This is a genomic window from Pseudoduganella sp. R-34 (assembly GCF_049904655.1).
In the GTDB taxonomy this organism is placed as follows: domain Bacteria; phylum Pseudomonadota; class Gammaproteobacteria; order Burkholderiales; family Burkholderiaceae_D; genus Rugamonas.
Window position 1 is genome coordinate 2551588 of sequence record NZ_CP184572.1, and the last position, 14859, is coordinate 2566446.

Annotated in this window: 15 protein-coding genes and 1 other RNA gene; 10 read left to right on the forward strand and 6 right to left on the reverse strand. The window is 61.4% G+C overall.

Annotated elements, in window-relative coordinates; all coding sequences use genetic code 11:
- The first annotated feature begins 13 nt into the window (after positions 1 to 13).
- Positions 14 to 2953 (forward strand): sensor histidine kinase, encoded by a 2940-nt coding sequence (locus ACN9MW_RS11750; RefSeq protein WP_426170890.1) that lies wholly within the window; start codon positions 14 to 16, stop codon positions 2951 to 2953.
- A 208-nt stretch (positions 2954 to 3161) separates the two neighbouring features.
- On the opposite strand, the gene ACN9MW_RS11755 is transcribed toward ACN9MW_RS11750, so the two are convergent.
- The 3 genes from ACN9MW_RS11755 to ACN9MW_RS11765 all read right to left on the reverse strand — a co-directional run bounded on the left by ACN9MW_RS11755 (position 3162) and on the right by ACN9MW_RS11765 (position 4810).
- On the reverse strand, positions 3162 to 3491 hold the full coding sequence (locus ACN9MW_RS11755) for a type II toxin-antitoxin system RelE/ParE family toxin (RefSeq protein WP_426170892.1): 330 nt from the start codon (positions 3489 to 3491) through the stop codon (positions 3162 to 3164).
- 31 nt (positions 3492 to 3522) lie between these two features.
- Positions 3523 to 4236 carry an SDR family oxidoreductase gene (locus ACN9MW_RS11760; RefSeq protein WP_426170894.1) on the reverse strand — a complete coding sequence of 238 codons (714 nt, stop codon included), beginning with the start codon at positions 4234 to 4236 and terminating at the stop codon, positions 3523 to 3525.
- Positions 4237 to 4387: 151 nt separating this feature from the next.
- Positions 4388 to 4810 (reverse strand): OsmC family protein, encoded by a 423-nt coding sequence (locus ACN9MW_RS11765; protein WP_426170896.1) that lies wholly within the window; start codon positions 4808 to 4810, stop codon positions 4388 to 4390.
- Between the two features lie 144 nt (positions 4811 to 4954).
- Between ACN9MW_RS11765 and ribBA the strand changes: the two genes are divergently transcribed.
- From ribBA to nusB, 3 genes are read left to right on the forward strand one after another with little or no spacing between them, the layout of a single operon-like run.
- Positions 4955 to 6064, forward strand: coding sequence for a bifunctional 3,4-dihydroxy-2-butanone-4-phosphate synthase/GTP cyclohydrolase II (ribBA, locus tag ACN9MW_RS11770; RefSeq protein ID WP_426170898.1), 1110 nt, complete (start codon positions 4955 to 4957; stop codon positions 6062 to 6064).
- Between the two features lie 37 nt (positions 6065 to 6101).
- Entirely contained in the window at positions 6102 to 6590 is a 489-nt protein-coding gene (gene ribH / locus ACN9MW_RS11775; protein ID WP_057263414.1) for a 6,7-dimethyl-8-ribityllumazine synthase, read from the forward strand.
- 20 nt (positions 6591 to 6610) lie between these two features.
- Entirely contained in the window at positions 6611 to 7081 is a 471-nt protein-coding gene (gene nusB / locus ACN9MW_RS11780; RefSeq protein WP_426170900.1) for a transcription antitermination factor NusB, read from the forward strand.
- On the opposite strand, the gene ACN9MW_RS11785 is transcribed toward nusB, so the two are convergent.
- Both ACN9MW_RS11785 and ACN9MW_RS11790 read right to left on the reverse strand, forming a co-directional pair.
- The gene (locus ACN9MW_RS11785) at positions 7078 to 7788 is read right to left on the reverse strand and encodes a hypothetical protein (RefSeq protein WP_426170901.1); all 711 of its coding nucleotides are present in this window, start codon (positions 7786 to 7788) and stop codon (positions 7078 to 7080) included. The two genes, nusB and ACN9MW_RS11785, sit on opposite strands and share 4 nt — an antisense overlap.
- A 69-nt stretch (positions 7789 to 7857) precedes the next feature.
- Complete coding sequence (locus ACN9MW_RS11790) at positions 7858 to 8787, reverse strand: transglycosylase SLT domain-containing protein (RefSeq protein WP_426170902.1); 930 nt, start codon at positions 8785 to 8787, stop codon at positions 7858 to 7860.
- Positions 8788 to 9264: 477 nt separating this feature from the next.
- Between ACN9MW_RS11790 and ubiD the strand changes: the two genes are divergently transcribed.
- Both ubiD and ffs read left to right on the forward strand, forming a co-directional pair.
- Positions 9265 to 10749 (forward strand): 4-hydroxy-3-polyprenylbenzoate decarboxylase, encoded by a 1485-nt coding sequence (gene ubiD / locus ACN9MW_RS11795; RefSeq protein ID WP_426170903.1) that lies wholly within the window; start codon positions 9265 to 9267, stop codon positions 10747 to 10749.
- A gap of 16 nt (positions 10750 to 10765) precedes the next feature.
- An RNA gene (gene ffs / locus ACN9MW_RS11800) (signal recognition particle sRNA small type) lies at positions 10766 to 10864 on the forward strand.
- Here ffs and ACN9MW_RS11805 read toward each other — a convergent pair.
- The gene (locus ACN9MW_RS11805) at positions 10851 to 10994 is read right to left on the reverse strand and encodes a hypothetical protein (RefSeq protein ID WP_426170905.1); all 144 of its coding nucleotides are present in this window, start codon (positions 10992 to 10994) and stop codon (positions 10851 to 10853) included. The genes ffs and ACN9MW_RS11805 overlap by 14 nt on opposite strands.
- A gap of 96 nt (positions 10995 to 11090) precedes the next feature.
- Here ACN9MW_RS11805 and dnaX point away from each other — a divergent pair, with 96 nt between their 5' ends.
- From dnaX to recR, 4 genes are read left to right on the forward strand one after another with little or no spacing between them, the layout of a single operon-like run.
- A complete protein-coding gene (dnaX, locus tag ACN9MW_RS11810) occupies positions 11091 to 13592 on the forward strand; it encodes a DNA polymerase III subunit gamma/tau (protein ID WP_426170906.1) in 2502 nt (833 codons plus the stop codon).
- Positions 13593 to 13629: 37 nt separating this feature from the next.
- Positions 13630 to 13956 carry a YbaB/EbfC family nucleoid-associated protein gene (locus ACN9MW_RS11815; protein WP_130313213.1) on the forward strand — a complete coding sequence of 109 codons (327 nt, stop codon included), beginning with the start codon at positions 13630 to 13632 and terminating at the stop codon, positions 13954 to 13956.
- A 9-nt stretch (positions 13957 to 13965) separates the two neighbouring features.
- Positions 13966 to 14256, forward strand: coding sequence for a YciI family protein (locus tag ACN9MW_RS11820; RefSeq protein WP_426170909.1), 291 nt, complete (start codon positions 13966 to 13968; stop codon positions 14254 to 14256).
- A 4-nt stretch (positions 14257 to 14260) separates the two neighbouring features.
- Entirely contained in the window at positions 14261 to 14851 is a 591-nt protein-coding gene (recR, locus tag ACN9MW_RS11825) for a recombination mediator RecR (protein WP_426170911.1), read from the forward strand.
- Positions 14852 to 14859: the final 8 nt, after the last annotated feature.

The following is a 14859-nucleotide window of genomic DNA, read 5'->3' on the forward strand; positions in this document are numbered from 1 at the left end:
AATTCACCCCCCAATGCGGATATTGCATCTTATTCGGAATGGCCTCATTCTGTTTCTGCTGACTTCGCCGCTGCACTCCGGCGCAGCCACGGCAGGTTTTAGTCCGATTAATCTGCACCATAGGAGCTGGACGGCCAAGGACGGTTCGCCTTCGTCGATTATCGGAATTGCACAAACACCCGACAGGTGGATGTGGGTCGCGTCATTGGGCGGTTTATACCGCTTTGATGGCATCGAGTTCGAACGCTTCACTTCGGGAGGCGGCGCGGGCCCGAGAAGCGATATCTGGGGAATCAGGGTCCTGGAGAACGGCGACCTATGGATAGGGTACCGTTTTGGCGGAGCAAGCGTTTGGCGCGATGGGCGCCTGCGAACCTTTGGCGCCGCAGAGGGGTTTTCCGGAACAAGTGTCTTGGACTTTGCGCAGGATGCGCGTGGACGCGTATGGGCATCCACGGCGCGCGGCTTTCGCGTCTTCGATGGGGAGCATTGGACTTCTGCGGATGAAAGCGAATCAGGCCGCACCGGTTCATGTTTCCTGGCCAAGGACTCCAGCGGCACTATTTGGGCTCGATGTGAAACGGGGGTGTACGCGCTGGCAAAGGGCGCTGATTCGTTTGGCGCGAGAATTCGTCATCTGAGTTTCGGCCGCTTGGCCCTGGCTCCCGACGGAACGCTTTGGGCAACCGGAGGCTCGGCAAATGAACTGATCCCGCTGGGCGGGCCCGGAAAAGACAAGCCTGTTCCGGATTGGCCGCGTCCAAGAGGTGGCAATGGCCCCATGCTGTTTGAACGCGACGGAAAGCATGTCTGGTCTTCTCAGCCAGTTGGAGTAATCCGTCACGGGCCAACCGAAAAAGGCGAACCGTTTGGCGTGGCGAACGGACTGAGTGGAAGCCTGGCCAACTGTTTCTATCAGGATGACGAAGGAAACATCTGGGTCGGCACTGAAAACGGCCTGGACCGCTTCAGGAGAACTGTATTGTCAGGAGTGGCCTTGCCGCCGGCCTATTGGGATGCGGAAGCCATTGTTCCAGGAGAGGACGGAGCCCTGTGGGTCGGCGGCGTGGAGGTGAAGTCGCCCGGTGTTCGCACATTGGGCGCACTCCCGACTCAGAATTCGGCGACCGCAGTGAGTGTCGTCTACAAGGATGGCGCAGATGTCTGGACGGGTGGGCGCGATGGCGTCTGGCACTATGCCGCTGGTATCCGGACGCGTGTTCCTTTGCCCGATTACGTTAACGTGATGCAGTTCCATGCAATCGCCCGGGATACGGAGGGCGGCTTGTGGGTTTCGGCTCGTGGGGCCGGCGTCATACGCTTGAAAGATGGTGCCTGGCAGCGTGGCGGCGGATATCGGGAACTGGAAACGTATGCGAGTTCGATTTCGCGCGATCGTCATGGAAAGATGTGGTTCGGATACCCGAATAATGGCATCCGCATGCTCGACAAGAACACCGTTCGATCGTACGGGGAGGAAGACGGTTTGGCGCTTGGGGCCACCCTGCAAATACTTGACGATGGAAAGCGCGCGTGGGTTGGCGGCTCAGACGGCTTCAATTACTTCGATGGCACCAGGTTCCACCGGCTTGTCGGCGAAGGGGATGATCAGTTCCTCGGAGTGTCGGGAATCGTTGAATATGGCGGATCGCTTTGGCTCAATGGGGCGGCAGGTATCACCGTCATTGCTAACGCTGAACTGGAACGTGCCGCGTCAAACGTGAAGCACCGCATAAGATTCAGGCGCGTCAACCATCTTGATGGCTTGCGCGGTGCGGCAACAAATTCGTTCCCGATACCGACTGCGGTCGCCGGCACTGATGGCAAGCTGTGGTTTTCCACTGCAGCGGGCATCTTCTGGCTGGATGCTAAAAGGCCGATGACAAACAAGATGCCACCGGGAGTTCATGTCAGGGCCATCAACGTGGACGGCGCCAACTTCAAGTGGTCGAAGGATACGGTGACGCCCATCCCGCCGAACCCGGGCCGGTTGCGCATCGACTACACAGCCCTCAGCTTCAGCATGCCGGAGCGCGTGCGATTCCAGTATCGCATAGAGGGTATCGACCGTGACTGGCAAGACGGTGCGGCCGTGCACAGTGCAACGTACACCGGACTCGCTCCCGGGAAGTATCGGTTTCGCGTGCGAGCGGCCAACAATGATGGCGTGCGGAGTGAGGCAGATGCAGTAGCCGACTTCGAGGTACCCCCGGCCTATTACCAATCCATTTGGTTTCGTACTTTAGTCGTGTGCCTGCTGGCGCTTGCCCTATTGGGGATATACAAGCTTCGTGTTACATATGTGGCGCGGCGTGCGGTCGAGGGTTACGCAATCCAGGCGGCTGAAAGGACGCGCATTGCGCGCGACCTGCATGACACTTTGCTGCAAAGCGTGCATGTGCTATCTCTGCGGCTGGCGAAGGTGCTCGATCGCCTGCCAGCGGAGAGCTACGGGCGGGATGAAATTGAACGCTCGCTGTGCCTGGTTGAGGCAGCGCTGCAGGAAGGGCAGGATAAGTTGCATGGATTGCGGCGCGGGCCGGCGTCGGACCTGTTAGGCGAGCTAAGCAGTTCCTTTGCGGCCGAATATCCGCTGTTGCCGTTGAAGTTGTCATGTACTGGCGACGTAAAAGAATTCCAGCCTCCTGTCCGTGAAGAGCTCCGGGCGGTAGCCTTCGAAGCGCTTCGCAACGCCGCGCGGCATTCCGGAGCTTCACAGATTCGTTTTGGCATGGAGTTCGACAACCACGAATTTCGAATGTCGATCATCGACAACGGCAAGGGCCTGCCTGAAGAAGTCGCGTTAGCTGGTTTCAGCAATGGCCGCTGGGGCCTGGTTGGTATGCGTGAGCGCATCGATCAGCTTGGCGCGCAATTGATCGTTGAGAGCATTCCCGGGGAGGGAACGATGATCAAAATCTCGGTAACCGCGACCCGGGCATACGTGGGCTGATCTGTACTGGCGATCAGGCTGATTTTGTAGACGCTGACGGGGGGGGGTTGCGGCGACAGGAGGAAGGCCAGTGCGCAGGTCAGAATGGCAACCAGGAGCGATTCGAACATGCGTGGCAATTTGCCCACGTAAGGGCGAGCCACCTTGACCAGGCGACAGATGGCGACGACAAGACCGGCGGCAATTAGCGCGGCCAACGAAATCTCCCTCATTCCCCGAGCATTGCTAATCGCTCCAACTGGGCCAGGCTTTGGCGATGGAAGGTATCGGCAATTGATTTTGCTGCGATACCACTGCGTCGGGGAAGAAATATGACTGTCGAGCTGTGCCGCTTTGCGACTAAGGTGCGAAGTGCACCGCGTTTGCCATGGCCATGAGTTGCGATGTGCTTCTTGCACAAACCAGGACCGAGGTCGGCTTCGTAAAGGCCGGCCTCGATTTCACAGGCAGCGATGCAAAGCAGGACATCGCCAACTACTTTCCTGGCCCAGCGGTCGAAAGTCTTCGTCTTGAAAACTCTTTTGCAGTCCCTGGGCAAGGGTAGCGCGCAGTGCTACACCTTGTCGCAATCAAGCGGCTGCGCGTGAGGCGGCGATGTAGGCCGGCAGTTCAGCGTTGATGCCCAACTTGACCTGGCGGGTCAGGTCGTCCGCCAGTACTTCTTCCTTGCCTTCGGCCAGAGCGGCAAAGATTTGCGCTGCCACTTCTTCCGGCTTGATCTTCGCGACTTCGTAGCCGGCGGTCATGTCGGTATCCATATAGCCCATGTGGGCGCCGACCACCTGCGTACCTTGTGCGGCCAGTTCGATGCGCAGGCCGTTGGTCAGTGCCCAGGCGGCCGACTTCGACATGCTGTAGGTATTGGTCGGGCCCTGGCTGTACCAGGCCAGCACGGACAGGATGTTGACGATGGCGCCGCCGCCGTTGGCTTTCAGCGTTGGGGCGAAGCCTTTGCTCAGCAGCATAGGGCCGATTACGTTGGTTTCCATTTCGGCGCGGGCCTGTTCGAGGGAGTTGTCGGCCAGGATGCCGCCGGCGCGGACGATGCCGGCGTTATTGATCAGCACACTCACATCTTTGTATTCACGGGTGACGGCGGCGATTTCGTCGTGGTTGGTCACGTCGAGCTGGACCGGGGTGACGCCGGGCAGGGTGACCGATTTCGGGTCGCGGGCGGCGCCGTAGACTTTCTTAGCGCCTGCGGCGAGGGCGGCTTTCGCCAGTTGCTGGCCGAGGCCACGGTTGGCGCCAGTGATGAATACGACGGAATCTTTGATGTTCATGGTGGTTTCCTTGAAGGTTAATGATGACGGTCGTCATCGAATGACTTAATAATAGTGATCGCAATTAAAAAGTTCAAGGGAAATTTTTGGAAACCGGTAAACCAGGGTCAGACCCGAAGGGTCTGACCCTCGCTAAGCGACGGGCGCGGGATTACAGGAGGGTGGTGGTGAGGGTGATGTTCGCTTTGAAGAGCTTGGAGACGGGGCAGCCAAGCTTTGCTTTATTGGCAAGTTCTTCGAACTTGGCCTTGTCGGCTCCGGGGATCTTCGCCTGCAGGTCGAGGTGGATGGCGGAAATCGAGAAGCCGTCGGGCACTTTATCCAGAGTCACTTCGGCCTTGGTTTCCATCTTTTCGGCCGTCAGCCCGGCCTCGCCCAGGATCAGCGACAGGGCCATTGTGAAGCAGCCGGCATGCGCCGCGCCGATCAATTCTTCGGGGTTGGTGCCCGGTTTCCCTTCGAAACGGCTGGAAAAGCCGTATGGCGCCGCCTGCAGTGCGCCGCTTGCCGTGCTGATCGCTCCACGTCCATCCTTGATGCCGCCAGTCCAGACGGCCGAACCGCTAGTCTTCATCACTGCCTCCTTCAGGGTTGAAAAGCAATTCAGTCTAGGCCAAAACTCCTAATGGCGGCGCTCGAGGGGGCGGAAGTGCGCCAAATCCTTTAAAATAGCGGGTTAACAAAGAAACGCTCTGTGCCTCACATCAAAGGAAAAAATATGTCCATTTCCAGCACCGAAGAAATCGTCGCCGAACTGCGCGCCGGTCGTATGGTGATCCTGGTCGATGAAGAAGACCGTGAAAACGAAGGCGACCTGGTGCTGGCCGCCGAGCACGTCACGCCGGAAGCAATCAATTTCATGATCAAGCACGCGCGCGGCCTGGTGTGCCTGACTCTGACCGAAGAGCATTGCAACCAGCTCGACCTGACCATGATGACGGCCAAGAACGGCACTTCGTTCGGCACCAACTTCACCGTGTCGATCGAAGCGGCGGAAGGCGTCACCACCGGTATCTCGGCAGCGGACCGCGCCAAGACCATCCAGGTGGCCGTGGCCAAGGGCGCCAAGCCAAGCGACATCGTGCAGCCGGGCCACATCTTCCCGCTGCGCGCGGTGCCGGGCGGCGTGCTGATGCGCGCTGGACATACCGAAGCCGGCTGCGACCTGACCGCGATGGCTGGCCTGATGCCGGCTTCCGTGATCTGCGAGATCATCAAGGATGATGGCACCATGGCGCGCCTGCCGGAACTGCTGGAATTCGCCAAGGAACATGGCCTGAAGATCGGCACCATCGCCGACCTGATCCACTATCGCAGCCAGAATGAATGCATGGTGGAGCGCATTGCCGAACGTCCGCTGCGCACTGCGCACGGCGACTTCCGCATGATCGCTTTCCGCGACAAACCGAGCGGCTCGGCCCACCTGGCGCTGGTGCATGGCGATATGGCGCCTGGCAAGGAATCGCTGGTGCGCGTGCACCAGCCGGTATCGATCCTGGACCTGCTGGAAACCGAAGCCACCACGCACTCCTGGAACGTGTCGTCCTCGATGAAGGCGATCAAGGCGGCGGAGCAGGGGGTGATGGTGCTGCTGAACTGCGGCGAGACTGCGGAGCAACTGTTCGGCCAGCTGGAAGCGCTGGACAAGAACGTGCGCCCAACCGGCCGCGCCGCCAGCATGGACCTGCGCAGCTACGGCATTGGCGCGCAAATCCTGCGCGATGTAGGCGTGCACAAGATGCAGTTGCTGGCCAGCCCGCGCAAGATGCCTTCGATGACCGGCTTTAACCTTGAAGTCACCGGCTACATGGCCAAACCTGCCGCCTGAAGCGCGGCTTAACCGAAATCCAGAAAAGAGGACCACCATGACCGTAGCAACCTACGAAACCAACCTGTCCGGCGAAAACCTGCGCATCGGCATCGTGCAAGCGCGCTTCAACGAAGACGTTTGCCATGGCCTGCTGTCCGCTTGCCTGCAGGAGCTGAAGAACCTGGGCGTGGAAGATGAAGACATCCTGCACGTGACTGTTCCGGGCGCGCTGGAAATCCCGCTGGTGCTGCAGAAGATGGCCGAATCCAATCAGTTCGACGCCCTGATCGCGCTGGGCGCCGTCATCCGCGGCGAAACCTACCATTTCGAACTGGTGTCCAATGAGTCCGGCGCAGGCGTGACCCGCGTGGGCCTGGACTACAGCATCCCAATCGCCAACGCCATCCTGACCACCGAGAATGACGAGCAGGCGGAAGTCCGCATGGCTGTCAAAGGCGCCGAGGCTGCCCGCTGTGCCGTCGAAATGGCCAACCTGTCGATCGCCCTGGAAGAACTGCACCAGGACCTGGGCGACGACGAGTAATTCAACAAGAAGGTAAGAACATGACTGACAAAATGACGCACGCCAACCCGAGCAAGAACCGCACGCCGCGCCATCGCGCGCGCGAGTTCGCGCTGCAGGGCCTGTACCAGTGGCTGCTGAACAACGAAGACGCGACCAAGGTCGTCAACAACATCCGCGGCGCCCATGGCTTCGACAAGGCGGACGGCGAGTACTTTGCCGACCTGCTGCGCGGCACCATCAAGCAATCGGTCGAGCTGCGTGAAGTGTTCACGCCGCTGGTCGATCGCGGCATTGGCGAACTGTCCCCGATCGAGCACGCGGTGCTGTTGATTGGCGCATATGAGCTGAAGAACCACGTTGAGATTCCATATCGCGTCGTGATCAACGAAGCGGTGGAGCTGACCAAGTCCTTTGGCGGTATCGATGGCCATAAATACGTGAACGGCGTGCTGGACAAGCTGGCGGCCCAACTGCGCGGCGACGAAGTCGCGGCAGACAAGAAGCGTTAATCCCTTCCCCCGGTGCCCGCGGCAGTGGCCGCGGGCCCGTCTTTCAGCACCAGTTGTCCCTTCACCAGCCATGCGGCCGAAAAGGCCATGACCGCAAGAGTCTCCGGCCAGAAGATCGATTGCTGCTGCCCGTTCAGTTCCAGGATCGCTATCCACGCGAATGCCACCGCCATCAGGGCGCCGCAGGCAATGTAGACCTTGTTGCGCGTGCATTTCTGTTGCGTCGGCAGGGAAGGTGTATTGGCGCGGAAGCGGAACGTCACCAGGTAAAACGTCAGTACGAAAAAGGCGGCAACGAAAATGAAGTGGTAGCCCAGCGGGCCATGCGGGGCGTGCAGCAGGGCTGCCACCAGCTTGCTCTCGTCGTCGGGCAGGATGGTGCCGGGTGACCTGAGGACGCCGATCGAGATTTTCATGGGGAAAAGGGCGATGCCGATGGCCGACGCTCCGGCCAGGATGGAAAACCAGCGGTCGCGCCGGTGGCCGGTATCGAAGAACGCCATGACCACTCCGCCCACCACCAGGGCGCCGACGAAGATGTCGCGCGCACTGCTGTAGTAATAGGCACTGATGGAGTTGGTGGTCCAGACCTGGTCCGGCGAGAGGAAGGCGAGCAGGCGCACGCTGACCGGCATCAGGAAGGCGATCCAGCCCACGGTTTGCTGCAAGGCCCGCTCGGAGATGAGCAAGTGGTTTGCGGTCGACATGCCTCCATTCTGCGCCGCGCATAATAAAAAAGCCACCCGAGGGTGGCTTCGTGCGCGGCAGGTGGTCGATTACAGGCCGGCCAGCTGGTCTGCGCTGATCGGCTTGTCAGCCTGGGCCACGGTGGTCGGGGCTTCTTTCGGCTTTGCCGGGGCAGGGGCGGAGGACGCGACCTGCTGCGGCGGGGTAATGTAAGGCACTTTCTTGCCGGCGGAGACTTGCTTCAGGCGCGAGTATTCCGCCAGCACGCGCGAACCATAGCCGTCATCGGTTTCGAAGGCGGCTGCGCCGACGTAGGATTTCAGGCCCGCTTCAACGGAACCGCCCTTGGCCACGTAATCCTTCAGGATCAGGGCGCCGACGCGGATGTTGGCGACCGGGTTCAGCGCAGCCTGCACGCCGCCCATGTCCTGGAATTTGTCGGTGTGGACCTTGGACATCACCTGCATCAGGCCTTGCGCCCCCATCGGGCTTTCCGCGAACGGATTCAGGCCCGACTCGATTGCCATCACGGCCAGGATCAGCAGCGGATCCAGCTTGATTTCGCGAGCGGTAAGGTAGGCGGTAGAGACCAGCATATTGGTCGCATCGCCAGCCACGCGGTAACGCTTGGAGAGCCAGTTGGTAACGGCATCCTGCTGCTTCTTGGAGCCCACCAGGTCTTTGTCCTCGGCGGCAAGCTGCGCTTCGGCAGTGGCGATGACCAGGCCGGCCGGACGCACTGCAGGCGCTTCCATCAGTTCGGACAGCGGAGGCGCCACGACGACTTGTTGAGGCGCTGGCGGCGCGCCGCGCAGGGCCTGGGCCAGATCGGTCGCCAGTTCAGGACGGGCAACCATGGCGCAAGCCATGACCAATGCAGCGATACCCAGGAGGCTCAGCAGAGACTGAGCGGCGGTCAGCAGACCGCGTGCCGAAATGCTCTGCGTGGAAATCCACGCGGCGGGCTGGCGAGCCCACAGGCGGGCGCTATCAAGCAACCCATTGAATCGATTGTTCATTCAGAACTCCCCTGAAATGTAAGAGTCAAAACGCGTCCCCGCCGCGCTAAAACGCGGTCAATTCGACGTGCCATAGTCGTTACATCAGTGTTATCTTCGTCCACCGCCGCACAGGTCGCACGGGACTGGACGCCATCATTGTTTGCTAAAGCTGGCGGGTCTATGGGGCCAGTTGCAACACAACTTTTTCCGGGAGGGAGGCAGACGCCTCGTGAAAAACACTCCTTAAAATGTCTGTGGAGCCCGGATACTCCGTGAATGTAATGAGTGACAACTTAGTTGGCATAAAGGCCATGTCCTCATCAGGTAGGTCAAATTGTAGGAGGGGTATTATATCTAGTCAATACTAACACCGTCGTTCTTTATTACTTTTGAGTATGATTTTCTCGTGAACACATTGACAAAAACCAATAAAATCAACGGCTTGACCAAAAGTGCTCAGACGGCCCGTCGGGAGCAAAAAAATCGTAAAAAAGTATGAAATATCGCGATCTCCGGGATTTTATTTCCCAACTGCAAGCAATGGGCGAACTTAAGCGCACAAGCTTGCCTGTTTCGCCACACCTCGAGATGACGGAAATTTGCGACCGCACCCTGCGTGCCGGCGGACCGGCCATCCTGTTCGAGAAACCGGCCGGTTTCGACATGCCGGTGCTGGGCAACCTGTTCGGCACCCCGCGCCGCGTGGCCCTGGGCATGGGAGCGGACGAAGTCGGCGAACTGCGCAAGATCGGGCATGTGCTGGCACAGTTGAAAGAACCCGAGCCGCCAAAGGGCTTCAAGGACTTGATGGGCCTGGGCTCGCTGGTAAAAGCAGTATGGGACATGTCGCCGAAGGAAATGCGCGGTGCGCCATGCCAGGAGATTGTCTGGGAAGGCAATGACGTAGACCTGGCCCGCCTGCCGATCCAGCATTGCTGGCCAGGCGACGTGGCGCCCCTTATTACATGGGGCCTTGTGATTACCAAGGGGCCGAACAAGAAGCGCCAGAACCTCGGCATCTACCGCCAGCAGGTCTTGGGGCGTAACAAGGTCATCATGCGCTGGCTGGCGCATCGCGGCGGCGCGCTGGACTTTCGCGAGCACTGCATCAAGCATCCGGGCCAGCCATATCCGGTCTGCGTGGCGTTGGGCGCCGATCCTGCAACCATCCTCGGCGCCGTCACGCCAGTGCCGGACAGCTTGTCGGAATATCAGTTTGCGGGCTTGCTGCGCGGCAGCCGCACCGAACTGGTAAAGGCGATCGGCAGCGAGTTGCGCGTGCCTGCTTCGGCCGAGATCGTGCTGGAAGGGCATATCTACCCGGACGAGAAGCATCCGTCGGGCTTCGAGCATGGCCTGGAAGGCCCGTATGGCGACCACACCGGCTATTACAACGAGCAGGACTGGTTCCCGGTCTTTACCATCGACCGCATCACCATGCGGCGCGACCCGATCTACCACTCCACTTATACAGGCAAGCCGCCGGACGAACCGGCTGTGCTGGGCGTGGCGCTGAACGAAGTGTTCGTGCCGTTGCTGCAGAAGCAGTTCAGCGAGATCACCGACTTTTACTTGCCTCCGGAAGGCTGCAGCTACCGCATGGCGGTGGTGCAGATCCGCAAACAGTACGCGGGCCACGCCAAGCGAGTCATGTTCGGCGTGTGGAGCTTCCTGCGCCAGTTCATGTATACCAAGTTCATTATCGTGGTGGACGAGGACGTGAACATCCGCGACTGGAAGGAAGTGATCTGGGCGATAACAACCCGCGTTGACCCGACCCGCGACACCACGCTGGTCGACAATACGCCGATCGATTACCTGGACTTTGCCTCGCCGGTCAGTGGCCTGGGCAGCAAGATGGGCATCGACGCTACCAATAAATGGCCGGGGGAAACCAGCCGGGAATGGGGCACCACGATCGCCATGACGCCCGATGTGAAAGCCCGTGTGGATGATATTTGGCAGCAGCTAGGTTTATAGCCTATAATTGCCGCCGGGCGGGCCCCTGCGCATTGTGGCACGGTTAACCTGGTCAGGTCGGGAACGAAGCAGCCAAAGCTGTTCACCGCAAGTGCCGCAGATCAGGCTCGCCTCCTTGAATTCTTAAAAAGCTGCCAATGGCAGCTTTTTTCATTCTGATTTTCCTTCAGCAGCACAGACTTCAGCGTCGGCGCGTGGGCGGTGCCGGTGCAGGCCAGCAGGGCAGTCAGCAGCAGCTTTCTCATGGTGGTGAGGTTGTAAAAAAGACAAAGTCCGGGCGAAGCCTGGCCAAACGTCTAATGTTGTCCGCAGTGCTTGCTATCTACGGTAAAATTCCGTTCATGTCCTATCAAGTCCTCGCTCGCAAATACCGTCCCCGGAACTTTGAAACGCTCGTCGGCCAGGAGCACGTTGTCCGTGCACTGACCCACGCGTTGCATACCGGTCGCCTGCACCACGCCTACCTGTTTACCGGGACGCGCGGTGTCGGCAAGACGACGCTGTCCCGTATCCTGGCCAAGTCGCTCAATTGCGTCGGCCCGGACGGCAATGGCGGGATCACGGCTACCCCGTGCGGCGTGTGCGAGGCTTGTACCGCGATCGACGGCGGACGCTTTGTCGACTACGTCGAGATGGATGCAGCATCCAACCGCGGCGTCGATGAAATGGCGCAGTTGCTGGAGCAGGCGGTGTACGCGCCGTCCAATGCACGCTTCAAGGTCTATATGATCGACGAGGTGCACATGCTGACCAACCACGCTTTCAATGCGATGCTGAAGACGTTGGAGGAACCGCCTGAGCACATCAAGTTCATCCTGGCGACCACCGATCCGCAAAAGATTCCTGTCACCGTGCTGTCGCGCTGCCTGCAGTTCAATCTGAAGCAGATGCCGCCGGGGCATATCGTCGGCCACCTGGAAAATATCCTGGGCCAGGAAAATGTGGTGTTCGAACAGCCGGCCTTGCGCTTGCTGGCGCAGGGCGCGCACGGCTCGATGCGCGATGCCTTGTCGCTGACCGACCAGGCGATTGCCTACGCCGCCGGCGCTGTCACGCTGGATGCGGTGCAGGGCATGCTGGGCGCTTTGGACCAGTCCTATCTGGTGCGCCTGCTGGACGCACTGGCCAATAAGGATGGCGCGGATTTGATGGCGGTGGCCGACGAGATGGCGACGCGTTCGCTGTCATACAACGGCGCCTTGCAGGACCTGGGCACTTTGCTGCACCGCATTGCGCTGGCGCAGACCGTGCCTTCCGCCGTGCCGGCGGACCTGCCTGAATATAGCGATATCGTGCGCCTGGCTTCCCTGTTCGATGCGGAGGAAGTGCAGCTGTTTTACCAGATCGCCGTGCACGGGCGGAATGAGTTGGGGCTGGCGCCGGATGAATATGCCGGCTTCTCCATGACCCTGTTACGCATGCTTGCCTTTCGGCCCGGCATCGGCGGGGCAGATGGCCAACCGGGCGGCGCCCCGGTAGCGGCTCGTCCAGCCGGTGCGAATCCGGCCCGTGCGGCTGCTGCAGCCGCCATGGCCGCATCGGCAGCAACGGCGGATCGCATGAGTGTTCCGGTTGGCCAACCCGCACCGGCCAGCGCCGCCCCGGCTGCGGCCGTGCCGCCAGCGCCGCCGGTCCAGCAAGTCGCACCCGCTGCCGCAGCGGCTGCAAACGCTGCCAGTGCCTCGCACCTGAGCAGCGTTCCGGCCAGTGCCCCGGCTGTCGCCGCGCAAGCCGCACCAGCGCAGCCAAGCGGTTCGCAGCTTGCCAACGCATCCGCTCCTGCGCCAGTCGCCACGTCGCAAACTGCTGCCGCTGCAGCCCCTGCGCAGCCCGCGCCAGCAGCCGTGGCAGCACCGCAGCCTGCTGCTGCACCTGCCCAGGCTGCAGCTCCTGTGCCGCAGCCAGCGGCTGCCGCCGGCAGCCGCCCGATGAGCCCAGCCAAGATGGCTATCACGGCGGCATTGGAAGCCGCGCGCGCCGCAGCCGCTGCCCGTACCGGCCAGCGCGCGCCGGCGCCAGCACGTCCGGCAGCGCCGCAAGCCGACGCGCCAGCATCGCCGCCTGCAGCGCCAGCCTCCGCGCCGCGCGCAGCGATGTCGCCGGCACCGGCCGCCCAGCCTCCTGCCGCGCCATCGGCACGCCGGGCACCGGCGCCGTGGGAAGACGCCCCGGCGATGCAAGCCAGCGCTCCTTGGGACGACCACGACGGTGCCGCCGCCGTGATGGAAGCCCCGCAGCAAGTGCAGCAGCGCCGCGCTCCTCCAGTGCAGCAGCCGGCGGATGAAGACGAGCTCCCGCCCTGGGTCACCGACTTCTCCGAAGACTCCGCAGTGCCGGCCGGCGCCGACCACATTTCCGGCATGACGCAGGCAGCGCCGCAGCAACGCGCCGCCGCGCCGGCCCAGGCGCCATATGAATATGTCATCACCCCGGTTCCTGAATTGGGCTGGGACGGCAACTGGCCAGCGCTGGCCGCCCACCTGCCGCTGCGCGGCGTGGCGCAGCAGCTGGCAACCCAGGCCGAACTGGTAAGCTGTGCCTTTGACGGCAATATGGCCGTGTTCCGCATCCGCTGCCCGATCGAAACCTGGGCCACCCCGGCCAACGTGGAAAAACTGACCTCCGCCCTGACCGAACGCTTCGGCCGCGCCGCACGGGTCGAGACCGAAATCGGCAAGGCCTGGTACACCACCAGCGTCGAAGCCCAGGTGCACCGCGACAATTGCCAGCGAGCCGCTGAAGAAGCCGTAGCCGCCGATCCATTTATCAAAGCCATGGTGCGCGACTTCGGCGCCTTCGTCGTCCCCGGCTCGATCGTGGCGCCGATGACGCCAGCGCACTAAACCCAATACTCAACACCGAAATTCGGAGAACCACACCATGATGAAGAACCAACTGGCCGGCCTGATGAAGCAAGCGCAAGCCATGCAGGACAACATGAAGAAGGCGCAAGAAGCGCTGGCCCTGATCGAAGTTGAAGGCCAGGCCGGCGCCGGCATGGTGAAGGTCGTCATGACCTGCAAGAACGACGTGAAGCGCGTGTCGATCGACCCATCGCTGCTGGGCGACGACAAGGACATGCTGGAAGACCTGGTAGCCGCCGCCTTCAACGACGCCGTGCGCAAGGCCGAAGCCACCGCTTCGGAAAAAATGAGCGGCCTGACCGCCGGCCTGCCGCTGCCACCCGGCTTCAAGATGCCTTTCTAAACCAACATCATGTTCATCATCACGCTCACGTACCTTAAACCGGCCGAGGAGATCGACAAGCTCCTCGCCGCGCACAGCGAGTACCTGCGCGAGCAATATGCCAACGGCATGTTCCTGATGTCTGGACGCCTGGTGCCGCGCACGGGCGGCATCATCCTTGCCACGGCAGATAGCCGGGCCGATATCGAAGCGGTGATCGAGCTGGACCCGTTCAACGAAGCGGGAGCAGCCAGCTACACGATCACCGAATTCGTGCCGACCAAGACGGCCGACTTCCTGAGCGCGTTCAAGCAATCCTGATCCAATGGCGAAGTCCTTTGAATTCCTGACGGAGGCGCTGCGCCGCCTGCCTGGTGTCGGCCCCAAGTCGGCCCAGCGCATGGCCTTCCACCTGCTGCAGCACGACCGCGAAGGCGCGGCGATGCTGTCGCGCGCCCTGTACCAGGCGGTGGAGCAGGTGCATCACTGCGCGCTGTGCAATACCTTCACCGAAACCGAGATCTGCGACACCTGCGCCGACGAGTCGCGCGACAAGCGCCAGCTATGCGTGGTCGAAACGCCGGCCGACCAGGCGATGATTGAATCCACGCTGACCTACAAGGGCCTGTACTTTGTCCTGATGGGCCGCCTGTCGCCGCTGGACGGCATCGGCCCGAAGGACATCCACCTCGAAAAGCTGCTGGCGCGCGCCGCCGACGGCGTGGTGGAGGAGGTGGTGCTGGCGACCAACTTCACCAACGAAGGCGAGGCCACCGCCCACTACATCAGCGAAATGCTGAAAGCCCGCGGCCTGGCCGTGACGCGCCTGGCGCGCGGCGTGCCCGTTGGCGGCGAGCTCGAATACGTCGACGCCGGCACCATCGCCCGCGCGATGCTGGACCGCCGCAGTACCTGATCGCCGCT